The organism is Fusobacterium sp. (assembly GCF_030528405.1).
In the GTDB taxonomy this organism is placed as follows: domain Bacteria; phylum Fusobacteriota; class Fusobacteriia; order Fusobacteriales; family Fusobacteriaceae; genus Fusobacterium.
Genome location: NZ_JAUMYY010000044.1, coordinates 1 through 12,851, shown reverse-complemented (window position 1 = coordinate 12,851; position 12,851 = coordinate 1). Strand labels below are relative to the sequence as shown.

The following is a 12,851-nucleotide window of genomic DNA, read 5'->3' as shown; positions in this document are numbered from 1 at the left end:
AAACAGTATTATTATTATAGAGATATGCTTTTGAGTGAAGAGAATCTAAATCAATTGAGTAAAAAATTAGATAAATTAGAAGATAAAAAATATGAATTAAGGATAACTACACTTGGGGAAATAGGAGATTTTACTCGTGGAAATGGCTTACAAAAAAGTGATTTTAGAGAAGAAGGGAAACCAGTTATTCATTATGGACAAATTTATACAAAATATAGTTTTTCTACAGATAAAACAATTTCTTTCACAGATGAAGAAACTTTTAAAAAACTAAGAAAGGCAAAGCCTAATGATATATTGATAGCAACAACATCAGAAAATATAGAAGATGTTGCAAAATGTGTAGTTTGGCTTGGAAATACAGAAATTGGATTTTCTGGAGATATGTATAGCTATAATACAAATGAAAATTCTAAATATATTGCTTATTATTTTCAAACAGTTGAGTTTCAAAGACAAAAAGAAAGAAAAATAACAGGAACAAAATTAATTCGTATTCATGGAGAAGATATGGCTAAATTTGTAATTCCTTTACCACCAATCTCAATTCAAAATAAAATTGTAGAAATTTTAGATAAATTCCAATCTTTGCTTTCTGATACACAAGGTTTATTGCCACAAGAAATTGAACAAAGACAAAAACAATATGAATTTTATAGAGAAAAACTCTTGACATTTGATGAAAAATATGATAGCCTGCCTGCCTGCCTGCCTGCCTTATAATAGATAGTAAATATTTTACTGTTTTAAAAGAGGCTGCAGCGATTGTAGGAATTGGATTATTTAATAAAGTTGAATGGAAAACTTTGGGAGAAATAGGAAATTTTGAAAACGGTACTGGTATGCCTAAAACATTTTTTGATAAAGATGGAGAAATCGGAGCAATTCATTATGGACATATCTATACCAAGTATAACTTATTTGTAGAAAAGCCAATTGTAAAAGTAAATCTTGATAATGCAAGAAAATTAAAAAAAGTACAAAAAGGAAATTTAGTAATTGCAAAAACATCAGAAAATATGGATGATGTTATGAAAACAATAGCATATTTAGGTAAAGATGAAGCAGTAACTGGGGGACACTCAGCAATATTTAAACACCAAGAGAACCCCAAATATTTATCTTATATTTTTAATGGATATACTGAATTAATTAAACAAAAAAATAAGCTAGCAAAAGGAGTTAAGGTTATAGAGCTTTCAGTCAGTGATATGGAAAAAATGAAAATTCCGTTACCATCCCTTAAAGTTCAAAATTATATAGTATCAATCTTAGATAAATTTGATACTCTAATCAATGATTTAACAAAAGGGCTACCAAAAGAAATAGAATTAAGACAAAAACAATATGAATATTATAGAGAAAAATTATTAGATTTTCCTAAAAATAATTAACATATAAGAAAAATAAAAAAATTTAAAATGTATGTAAAATATTAAATGGAAGGAGTAGCTTAAATGCCAGAAGAAATAATAAAATATGGTACATCTACAATAGCTGAAATGACTAATGGAATTATTTTAGCAAACTTTCAAAAGGAGAGAAAAATTAGTGATCCATCTTATCAAAGTGAAGCAGAGCTTGAAAGAAGTATGATTAATAACTTAATCTCTCAAGGGTATGAGAGACTTACTATAAAATCTAATGAAGACTTATATATAAATTTAAAAACACAAATTGAAAAGTTAAATGGAATTTCTTTTTCAGCTGAAGAATGGAATAGATTTCTGTTGGAATACTTAGACAGTCCAAATGATGGTATGATTGAAAAAACAAGAAAGATACAAGAAAATCATATTTATGATTTTATCTTTGATGATGGGCATTTAAAAAACATAAAAATTATTGACAAGAAAAATATTCACAACAACTCTTTACAGGTAATAAACCAAATTAGTCAAAAAGGAAATAACAATAATCGTTATGATGTGACAATTCTAGTTAATGGATTACCGCTTGTTCATATTGAATTAAAAAAACGAGGTGTGAATCTTCATGAAGCTTTTAATCAAATTCATAGATATAGTAAAGAAAGCTTCAATAGTGAAAACTCTTTATATAAATTTGTACAAATTTTTGTTATTTCTAATGGCACTTATACAAGATATTTTGCAAATACAACTACACATAATAAAAATAATTATGAATTTACTTGTGAATGGGCAGATGCTAAGAATAAGGTTATTCGTGATTTAGAAGACTTTACAAAAACCTTTTTTGAAAAGCGTGTTATTCTTGAATTACTTACAAAATATTGTGTTTTTGATGTGAATGATACATTGCTTATTATGAGACCTTACCAAATAGCAGCAACAGAAAGAATTTTATGGAAAATAAATTCAAGTTATGAAACAAAAAAAGCTGGGAAAAGAGAATCAGGAGGCTTTATATGGCATACAACAGGATCAGGGAAAACTCTTACTTCATTTAAAGCAGCGAGATTGGCAACAACACTTAATTTTATAGACAAGGTATTCTTCATAGTAGATAGAAAAGATTTAGACTATCAAACTTTGAAAGAATATCAAAGGTTTCAGCCGGATAGTGTAAATGGAAGTAAAGATACAAAAGAACTTAAAAGATGTATAGAAAAAGATGATAATAAAATTATAGTTACAACTATTCAAAAATTAAATGAGTTTATAAAGAAAAATCCCAATCATGAAGTTTATGATAAACATTGTGTACTTATATTTGATGAGTGCCATCGTTCACAATTTGGAGATGCACAAAAAAATATCAGAAAATCTTTTAAAAAATATTATCAATTTGGTTTTACTGGAACACCAATTTTCCCAGAAAATTCTCTTGGTGGAGAAACTACATCAGGAATATTTGGGGCACAACTTCATAGTTATGTAATAACAGATGCTATACGTGATGGAAAAGTTTTAAAGTTTAAGGTGGATTATAACAACATTACTCCAAAATTTAAGGAAGCTGAAAAAGAAGATGATGAAAAAAAACTAGTAAAATTAGAAAATAAAATGCTTTTACACCCTGAGCGTATAACTGAAATTACAAAACATATTTTAAAAGTCTTTGATGCTAAGACACATAGAAATGAATTTTATGATTTAAAGCACAGAAGATTAAATGGTTTTAATGCTATGTTCGCAGTCCAAAGTGTTGAGGCAGCAAAATTGTATTATGAAGAGTTTCAAAAACAACAAGAATCTTTGCCAAAAGAGAAAAGATTAAAAGTTGCAACTATATATAGTTTTACAGCCAATGAAGAACAACCTATTATTGGAGAAATATTAGAAGAAAACTTTGATGTATCTGCTATGGATTCTACTGCAAAAGAATTTTTAAGTAGAGTAATTAAAGACTATAATGACTACTTCAAAACAAATTTTTCAATCAATAGTAATGAATTTCAAAACTATTACAAAGATTTATCATTGAAAGTAAAAAATAAAGAAGTTGATTTACTTATTGTTGTCGGTATGTTTTTAACTGGTTTCGATGCACCTACATTAAACACTTTATTTGTTGATAAAAATTTAAGATTTCATGGTCTTATTCAAGCCTTTTCAAGAACTAATCGTATATTAAATAAAGTTAAAACATTCGGTAATATTGTTTGCTTTAGGGATTTAGAAAAGGCAACACAAAATGCAATTAAAACTTTTGGTGATGCAAACAGTGTAAATATAATTTTAGAAAAAAGCTACGAAGAATATATTCATGGATTTACTGATGAAGAAACAGGAAGAACAATTAAAGGATATGTAGATATATGTAATGAAATTATTGCTAAATTCCCAGAACCAACTGAAATAGAGCTTGAAGCAGATAAAAAAGAATTTGTAGAGCTTTTTGGTGAAGTATTAAAAGCAGAAAATATACTTAGAAATTTTGATGAATTTGAGAATTTTGAAAAAATTATTTCTGATAGAGAAATGCAAGATATGAAGAGTGTATATGTTGATATTAGAGAAAGTATTTTAAATTCAAAAAGAAATGATGAAAATGATGGAGAAAGTATAGACTTTTCTGATATTGAATTTCAGATTGACTTGTTAAAAACAGATGAAATTAATTTGGATTATATTTTAGCTTTGATACTTGAAAAATCTAAAGAAAATAACAATATTGAAAGTTTGAAGGTTGAAATTCGTAGAATTATTAGATCAAGTCTTGGTACTAGAGCAAAAGAAGAATTAGTTATAGATTTCATTAATAAAACAAAATTATCAGACCTAAAAACTACTGATGATATTCTTGAAAAATTTTATACTTTTGCCAAAAAAGAAAAAGTAAATAAAATTAACAATTTAATAGAAGAAGAAAAATTAAAAGAAGATTCAAAACGCTTTATAGAAAAGGCAATTGGAAAAGGATATGTAGAATATGTAGGGAATGAATTGGATAATATAATTCCTGCAACCTCACGTAGACATGGTGCAAGGGAAAAGAAAAAAGAAACAGTTTTAGAAAAAATAAGGGATATTGTAGAAGTTTTTGTGGGAATTTAGTCATATACCTAAAAAGCATTAAAAAATTAAAAATAAAAAAGAAGGAAAGTTTATGAAAATAGCAATATGGACAGTAACAAGAGGAGCAGGAAATATAGCAAAAGAATATGCAGAAATATTAAATAAAAAACTAGAAGATGTAATCATAAATACATATACTTTAAAAAAATTTGAAATAGCTGATACAGTACAAATTGATGATTTTACATCAAAAATAACAGAAAAATTCAATTTTTATGATGGACATATTTTTATAATGGCGAGTGGAATAGTCATTAGGAAAATCTCGAACTTATTAAAGTCAAAAGATATTGACCCTGCTGTTCTTTTAATAGACGAGGGAAAACACTTTGTAATTTCACTTTTATCGGGGCATTTAGGTGGAGCTAATGAATTAACTCAAACAGTTGCTGGAATTTTAAATCTTATTCCTATCATTACGACCAGCTCTGATATTACAGGAAAGATAGCTGTTGATAGCATTGCACAGAAATTAAATGCTGAACTTGATAACTTAAAATCAGCAAAGGATGTAACCTCACTTATAGTTGATGGAAAAAAAGTGAATATTTTATTACCTAAAAATGTAAAAATTAGTGAGAATGGAAATTCCGAAGGGATAATTTTAGTAACTAATAGAAAAAAAGTGGAAATTACTAAAATATGCCCTAAGAACATAGTTTTAGGTATAGGATGTAAAAAAGGGACTGAGGCAGAGAATATTTTAGCTGCCATAGAAGATGTGATGAACAAGTATAATTTAGATATAAAAGCAATTAAGCATATTGCTACTGTTGATATCAAAGAAAATGAAGAGGGTTTAATTAAAGCTGTAGAGTTTCTAGACTTAGAATTAAAAATTATTTCAAGGGAAGAAATAAAAAAAGTTGAAAATCAATTTGAAGGTTCGGATTTTGTTCAAAGTAATGTAGGTGTGAGGGCAGTATCAGAACCAGTTGCTTTTTTATCTTCATCACAAAATGGTCGGTTTATTGCTATGAAAGAGATATATAGTGGAATAACTATATCTATTTATGAAGAAGATAATCTTTATATCTAAGAATATTAAAATATAAGAGAAAGAAGGAAAATAATGAATAGAGGAAAAATTTTTGTTGTTGGAATAGGACCTGGAAATATGGAGGATATAAGCAGGAGAGCATATAGTGTTTTAAAAGATGTAGATATTATAGCAGGCTATACGACTTATATAAATTTAATTAAGGATGAATTTTCTGAAAAAGAGTTCTATTCATCTGGAATGAAAAAAGAAATAGAAAGATGCCAAGAAGTTTTAGAACTGGCTAAATCAGGTAAAAAAGTAGCTTTAATAAGTAGTGGAGATTCTGGAATCTATGGAATGGCAGGAATTATGTTGGAAGTTGCTTTGAATGATGAGAGTGGAATAGAAGTGGAAGTTATTCCAGGAATAACATCAACTATTGCAGGAGCAGCATTAGTTGGTGCACCTCTTATGCATGATCAAGCTATAATAAGTTTAAGTGATCTACTAACTGATTGGGAGGTTATTAAAAAAAGAATAGATTGTGCTAGCCAAGGAGATTTTATAATATCACTTTATAACCCTAAGAGTAAAACTAGAGTTGATCAGATAGTTGAAGCTAGAGATATTATGCTTAAGTATAAAAAATCTACAACACCTGTTGCCCTGTTAAGACATATAGGTAGAGAGGATGAAAACTATACTTTGACAACATTGGAAGACTTTTTAAATTTTGAAATTGACATGTTTACAATTGTAACTGTAGGGAACTCTAATACCTATATTAAAGATGGGAAAATGATAACTCCTAGAGGTTATACTGATAAATATACAATTTAAAATTTCAATTAAGTTTTAATAGAAAAGAGGAAAATGATGATTTGGGTTATTGGTGGAACTAAGGATTCAAGGGAGTTCTTAGAAAAATTTATAAAATATAATAATGATGTTATTGTTTCAACAGCAACTGAGTATGGAGCAAAACTTATTGAGAATTTAGCAGTTAAATCTTCAAGTGAAAAAATGGATAAGAATGCTATGTTAAAATTTGTTGATGAAAATAGTATTAGCAAAATCATAGACACAAGTCATCCCTATGCCTTTGAGGTTTCAAAAAATGCTATGGAAGTTGCAGATGAGAAAAATATTAAATATTTCAGATTCGAAAGAGAAACTGTAGATCTGCTAGCAAAAAAACATTCAAACTTTGAAAATATTAATGAACTACTAGCATATGTGGAAAAACTTGAGGGAAATATATTAGTAACATTAGGAAGCAATAATGTACCGCTTTTTAAAAATTTAAAAAACCTGAATAATATTTATTTTAGGATTCTTCCTAAATGGGATATGGTTAAAAGATGTGAGGATAATAATATACTTCCAAAAAATATTATTGCAATGCAAGGTCCATTTAGTGAAAATATGAATATTGCAATGATAGATCAACTCCAAATAAAATATTTAATTACAAAAAAGGCTGGGGATACAGGAGGAGAAAAGGAAAAAATTTCTGCCTGTGATAAAACAGATGTAGAAATAATTTATTTGGAAAAGAAAGAACTACAGTATAGAAATTGTTATTCTAATATAGATGAATTGATAGATGCATTGAGAGAAATAAAATAAAAAACCACTTTAAAGTGGTTTTTTATTTTTTATATAATACCCATAAAATATTCTACAACAATAGCTACTATTACGACCAGTGCAGAAATAATAAAGCCATGGAGCATAGGGGCAATTCCAGAATTTTTCATTTCTTTAAAACTAGTATTAAGACCAATTGCAGCTAATGCAGAAATCATTAAAAATTTACTTATATCTTTAAATAATAGAGAAGTTTCTTTAGGTATAAGCTCCATACTATTAAAAAATGTAAGGCAAAGAAAACCTAGTATGAACCAAGGAATTAATTCAACTATTTTTATATTTATTTTATCTCTTGAAAACTTTTTGCTTTTTTTATGTTTCAGATATTTATGTATAAGAGAAAAAATAATCACAGTTGGCACTATAGATAAAGTTCTTGTAAGTTTTACCATGGTAGCAAAATCTCCAGCTGCTTCTGAAAAAGCATAGCCTGCTGCAACTACACTAGATGTATCATTAACTGCAGTTCCAGTCCATAATCCATAAGCAATATCAGACAATTTTAAAGCTCTTCCCATTATAGGAAATAGTAAAATCATAGCCATATCGAATAAAAAAGTTGCAGACATTGCATAAGCAATATCAGTATCTTCAGCTTCAATAGCTGGCGCTATAGCAGCTATAGCAGAACCACCGCAAATACCAGTTCCTGCAGAGATAAGGTTTGAAAGTTTCCAATTAATTCCTAAAGCCTTCCCAATAAAATATCCCAGCCCAAAACAGGTAAATAATGTGAAACACATAACATAGATGGACATTTTCCCAACTTGAAGAACAATAGTCATATTAAGTGAAGCTCCTAAAAGAATAATTGCAAATTTTAGAACTTTTTTAGAAGTAAATTTTATACCTATGATAAATTTCTGTTTTAGATTAAAAAAATGGTTAATTAACATTCCTAGAAAAAGAGCTATAATAGAAGCGCCTATTAATTTTATTGGTAGTAATTTTTCAATATTTTTTGCTATCAAAGCTATTATCAGTGATAGAAATAATCCTGGTATAATTTGATTAATAGATTTGAATTTTTGGAAATACATTTCTCCCCCTCTAATTAAAATTATTATCTTTACTAAGATAAATATTAAACATGAATTTTCTATTACATCATGAAATTTTTATTTTTAGAAACCCTCATAAAAAGAATCAATGAGAGTATAGTAACTGAACTTAAAATTGCAGCCATAGCCGCAGCAACTCCATAACTGCCTCTTGAAACATAAGTATAGATTTGAATTGTAAGTGTAATAGTTTTATAATTATATAAAATAACACCAGATGAAAGCTCTGTTATTATAGTTATCCAGCTAAGTAAAGCACCAGATATGACGCCGTTAAACATCATAGGGACAGTAATCTTGAAAAAGGTTTTTAATTTTGATGTTCCTAAACTGATTGAAGCTTCTTCGATTGACATTGGTATTTGCTGTAAAATTGCAACAGAAGATCTAACAGTATAGGCATTTCTCCTTATTACTAAAGCAACTATCATTATTAAAAAAGTTCCAACAAGTGTGAAATTAGGTTTATTAAATCCTATAATTAAAGCAATACCTATAACAGATCCTGGAATAACTTGTGGTACCATAGATAAAGTATCCAGAACTTTATTTAGTTTAGAATTTCTTCTAACTGCTAGATAAGCAATTAAAACTGAAATTAAAATTATTAGTCCAAGCGCTGTTCCACCAATAAAGAAAGTATTTTTTATTGCTCTTCCAACTTTGCTAAAAGCTTCTATGTAGCTATTTAAAGAATAACCATCCACAAATAATTTTCCAGACGTATTTTTAAACGAAGTATAAAAAACATAAAGTTGAGGAGCATAGGCGATAAAAACAATTCCATAACAAAATAAATGTGCCAGCAAAGTTTTTATTCCCTTTATTTCTTTTGCTTCAATCAAATCCATAAATACTTGGAACTTTTATTCCTAAAATATTTTTTAAAAAATTAGTGACCAATCCATTTCTTCCCAATAATAAAATCCATGAATATGCTCCTATAAATGGTGCAGACATACTACATAAAATGATTATTAACAGAACAAAAAATAATACTATTATTTTTTTATTTTTTTACATATCTTCCATAGAGACCACAAATATACGCGATATATGTTTCTAAATCAGTTGTTAAATCTTCTTTAAGCAATCTAAATTTCCAGTTAAAAGAAGTAGTTGAAGGGGTATTAATTCTTGCCCAAGCTCCAAAATCAAGCCAATCTTGAATAGGAATTATAGCTAAATCAGAGCAGGAGGAGATTACAGAGCGAATCAAACCTTCTGTATACTTATTGTATGTATCTAATCGTAAATACTGTCTAGCATATTCAAAGACATTATGTGGTGAAGTCAAAAGCCATTCAGCTAAAGTTGCATTATCGTGTGTACCCGTATAGGCAACAGTATTTTTATAGAAATTATAGGGTAAATTTTTATTGCTTGAATCAGAATTAAAACCAAACTGTATAACCTTCATTCCAGGGTAATTAGTATAATTTAATAAATCTCTGACTTCATCGGTAATTATTCCTAAATCTTCAGCTACTATGTTTGCATTTGGGAGTTCTTTTTTCAGCAATTTAAAAAATTCTTTTCCAGGGACTTTTAACCATATTCCTTCTTTAGCATTCCTAGAATTTTTATCTATAGAATAACAACTTTCAAAAGCTCTAAAATGGTCTATTCTTAAAATATCATAAAGTTCTAGAGATTTTTTAATTCTTTTTATCCACCAATAAAAGCCCTTTTCTTTTAAATATTTCCAGTCATAAAGAGGATTTCCCCAGCACTGTCCTTCAGAAGAAAAATCATCAGGAGGTACTCCAGCTACTGAGGAAGGTTCACCCTTGTCATTAGTTAAAAAGATTTCCCTATGAAAATAAAAATCGGAACTATCATCAGAAACATACATAGGTATATCACCAAAAATTTGTATCCCTCTATCATTGGCATATTTTTTTAAATTAAACCATTGTTTGTAAAACAGAAACTGTAAAAATTTATGATATAAAAAAATGTCGTAATATTTCTTTTCTAATTTTTTGTCTTTACTATTTTTTAATTCTTTTAAATCTTTAATTTTCTTCCATTCAAGAAAAGGGAGAAAATCATTTATTTCTTTTAAAGCCATAAATGAACAAAATTCATTAAGCCAAAAAGTATTTTTTTTCTCAAAATCTTTAAATTCTTTTTCTTCTTTTAATTTATTATCTTTAAAATTTCTAAAGGCCTCTTTAAAAAAAATTTTTTTTAATTTTCTGACTTCTTCATAATTAATATATCTTGCATTTATATTAGTATTTTCTATATTTACACTGTCTAAAAATTTTTGTGCCAAAAGATTTTCTTGAACTAATAGTTCAATATCAATAAAATCATAATTTCCAGAAAAAGCACCATTTGTTTTATATGGAGAATAAAAGTCTTCCTGATTTGTAGATGTCAGTGGTAAAATTTGCCAAACACTTTGCCCTGTTCTTACTAAAAAATCAACAAAATTATATGCTTCTTTTCCTAGAGAACCAATACCATAGTTTGAAGGCAAAGAAAAAATAGGTAATAAAATCCCTGCTTTTCTCATATTTAACCTCTTTTTATTGCATTGTAAGACTTAGCAGCAATAACAGCCCCATAGTCTGTAAAAAATACTTTTTTATTTCCAAAAATCCATTCACCTTGTAATATATGCTCAAATATAACAGGCTTAGAAGACATATTTATAATACATAAAATATTGTTTCTATAATAAGAAATAACCTTGTCAGAAATATAGTCAAATTTAAAACCACTTTTAAAATTATCTTTAAATTTAGATCTGAAACTAGAAAGTTCAGTATAATGTTTTAGTAGTTCATTATCAGCTTTTTCCAAATCAAAGCAAGCTCTATTAAAAGGATCTTTTAAACCTTGCATACCTATTTCATCTCCATAATAGATGGATGGAATACCAGGTAAAGTAAATTGTAAAAAGGAAGCAAATTTTTGAAGAAACTTTCCTTGCTCATATTCTTTAGTAGAAAGTTGAAAATTTTTTGAATCTTCATATTTTATTTTAGATATATCAGTACCTAAGACAGTTATTATTCTTTCAGTATCATGGGTAGAAAGTAAATTCATTAAAGTATCTAAAGCTGGTGCAGGATAATTGTTTACTAAAGACATAATTTCCTTTGAAAAAGCAATAGTATCTGAAGTTTTTAAAAATTTTATAATAGAATTTTTCCAAGGATAATTCATAACTGAGTCAACTTGTCGTCCTTGTAGGTATCTTCTTCTATTTCCGTAAGAGAATTTCGTTGTTGCATCTTCCCAAACTTCTCCTATAATAAAACAATCTCTATCTTTAGTTTTTACAGACTTTCTAAGCTCATCTACAAAAATATCAGGAAATTCATCTAAAACATCAATTCTCCAGCCTTTTATTCCCATATTTTGCCAGTAATTTAAAACACCTATTTCTGGTTGACAAATAAAATTAATATATTCTTTGTTTTCTTTATGTAGTGTTGGAAGATTATCAAATCCCCACCATGATTCATAGTTGTAAGGATAGTTGGTAAATTTAAACCATGAGTAATATTTAGATTCAGTAGAGTTAAAAGAACCTAATTCAGAATACCTGTTATATTTATTAAAATAAATGCTATCTGAACCAGTATGGCTAAATACTCCATCCAAAATTATTTCAATATCTATTTTTTGAAATTCTTTACAGAATTTTTTAAAAATTTCATTATTTCCTAAATAAGGATCAATATTAAAGTAATCAGCAGTAGAGTATCTATGATTTTCTGAACTTTCAAAGATTGGATTCAAATAAATCATATCAACATTTAAACTTTTTATATATTCTTTTTTATTCAAAATGCCATTTAAATTTCCCATGAAGAAATCTTTTGCAGAATAATTATAAGTGTCCAAAGGAGAGTTAGGAATATCTCCCCATTCTGAGTGTATTCTTCTCTCTTCAATATTTCTTGGCTGTTTAGGTATAAAATTTATATCTTTCTCAAATCTATCTGGAAAAATTTGGTACATTATTCCACCTTTTACCCATTCTGGAGTTTTGAAATTTTTATCATAAACAGTGAGTTGCCAAGTAGAAATATAATCATTTATTTCAGCATCAAAGTTGTTATTTATTATATATTTTAAAGAATTATTTTCTTTAAATTCAAAATAATAGAAATATAAGCCCACATCAAAAGTAGGAAGTTCTATTGTGTATAGTGAATGACCATTTATAAACTCTTGGAAAATCATTCTATATTTTAAATGATTGTGTTCAGTTTTATCATAAAAAATAACAAAATTTAAATCTTTTACTGATATTTCATTTCTTATATAGAGATCAATTTTCATATTTTCATTATTTTTAAGTGCACCTATTGGATGTTTATTTCTCAGTGGATTATAAATTACATTTTTCATAAGCTACCTCAATCTATAGTTATTTTAAGACTATTATATAATATTATTTTCTTTTTTTACAAACTTTTATTTTTGTTATAATAAAATTTTAATGGAATACATCTTAAATTATAGAGATAAATATGATTTTATATACAAGGCATATTTTTTTATATATATAATAATTTTCGTGAAAAAAAACGCTAGTTATGATATGATAATATAAAGAAAACACTTTTATTACTATTCTTTATATGGTTATACAATTTTAAATAAAATATTTTGTATAAATGAGGTGAT

Annotated in this window: 9 protein-coding genes and 1 pseudogene; 6 read left to right on the top strand and 4 right to left on the bottom strand. The window is 27.3% G+C overall.

The window, feature by feature from the left end; translation table 11 throughout:
• The 6 genes from Q4A58_RS07060 to cobK all read left to right on the top strand — a co-directional run.
• Window positions 1–723: restriction endonuclease subunit S (locus Q4A58_RS07060; protein ID WP_303117835.1), on the top strand; the 723-nt coding region annotated here is incomplete at its 5' end.
• On the top strand, window positions 705–1,394 hold the full coding sequence (locus Q4A58_RS07055; RefSeq protein ID WP_303117837.1) for a restriction endonuclease subunit S: 690 nt from the start codon (window positions 705–707) through the stop codon (window positions 1,392–1,394). The genes Q4A58_RS07060 and Q4A58_RS07055, both read left to right, overlap by 19 nt.
• A 63-nt stretch (window positions 1,395–1,457) precedes the next feature.
• Entirely contained in the window at window positions 1,458–4,481 is a 3,024-nt protein-coding gene (locus Q4A58_RS07050) for a type I restriction endonuclease subunit R (protein ID WP_303117833.1), read from the top strand.
• 52 nt (window positions 4,482–4,533) lie between these two features.
• On the top strand, window positions 4,534–5,541 hold the full coding sequence (cbiG, locus tag Q4A58_RS07045; RefSeq protein WP_303117831.1) for a cobalt-precorrin 5A hydrolase: 1,008 nt from the start codon (window positions 4,534–4,536) through the stop codon (window positions 5,539–5,541).
• A 33-nt stretch (window positions 5,542–5,574) separates the two neighbouring features.
• Entirely contained in the window at window positions 5,575–6,324 is a 750-nt protein-coding gene (gene cobJ, locus Q4A58_RS07040; RefSeq protein ID WP_303117829.1) for a precorrin-3B C(17)-methyltransferase, read from the top strand.
• Window positions 6,325–6,360: 36 nt separating this feature from the next.
• On the top strand, window positions 6,361–7,113 hold the full coding sequence (gene cobK / locus Q4A58_RS07035) for a precorrin-6A reductase (protein WP_303117836.1): 753 nt from the start codon (window positions 6,361–6,363) through the stop codon (window positions 7,111–7,113).
• Between the two features lie 29 nt (window positions 7,114–7,142).
• Here the strand turns inward: cobK and Q4A58_RS07030 are convergent, their stop codons facing one another.
• The 4 genes and pseudogenes from Q4A58_RS07030 to Q4A58_RS07015 form a co-directional block, all read right to left on the bottom strand.
• Window positions 7,143–8,177, bottom strand: coding sequence for a YeiH family protein (locus Q4A58_RS07030; RefSeq protein ID WP_303117827.1), 1,035 nt, complete (start codon window positions 8,175–8,177; stop codon window positions 7,143–7,145).
• 62 nt (window positions 8,178–8,239) lie between these two features.
• Window positions 8,240–9,188: pseudogene (locus Q4A58_RS07025) on the bottom strand (ABC transporter permease); the annotation flags it as partial.
• 19 nt (window positions 9,189–9,207) lie between these two features.
• Window positions 9,208–10,722, bottom strand: a complete 1,515-nt coding sequence (gene malQ, locus Q4A58_RS07020; RefSeq protein WP_303117825.1) for a 4-alpha-glucanotransferase — start codon at window positions 10,720–10,722, stop codon at window positions 9,208–9,210.
• Window positions 10,723–10,724: 2 nt separating this feature from the next.
• Entirely contained in the window at window positions 10,725–12,572 is a 1,848-nt protein-coding gene (locus Q4A58_RS07015; protein ID WP_303117823.1) for a glycoside hydrolase family 13 protein, read from the bottom strand.
• Between the last annotated feature and the right edge of the window lie 279 nt (window positions 12,573–12,851).

Excerpts from the sequence above, each read along its gene's own strand:
- Q4A58_RS07015 (WP_303117823.1), bottom strand. The coding sequence starts at position 12,572 with ATGAAAAATGTAATTTATAATCCACTGAGAAATAAACATCCAATAGGT.
- Q4A58_RS07050 (WP_303117833.1), top strand. The coding sequence starts at position 1,458 with ATGCCAGAAGAAATAATAAAATATGGTACATCTACAATAGCTGAAATG.
- cobJ (WP_303117829.1), top strand. The coding sequence starts at position 5,575 with ATGAATAGAGGAAAAATTTTTGTTGTTGGAATAGGACCTGGAAATATG.
- cobK (WP_303117836.1), top strand. The coding sequence starts at position 6,361 with ATGATTTGGGTTATTGGTGGAACTAAGGATTCAAGGGAGTTCTTAGAA.
- Q4A58_RS07030 (WP_303117827.1), bottom strand. The coding sequence starts at position 8,177 with ATGTATTTCCAAAAATTCAAATCTATTAATCAAATTATACCAGGATTA.
- cbiG (WP_303117831.1), top strand. The coding sequence starts at position 4,534 with ATGAAAATAGCAATATGGACAGTAACAAGAGGAGCAGGAAATATAGCA.
- malQ (WP_303117825.1), bottom strand. The coding sequence starts at position 10,722 with ATGAGAAAAGCAGGGATTTTATTACCTATTTTTTCTTTGCCTTCAAAC.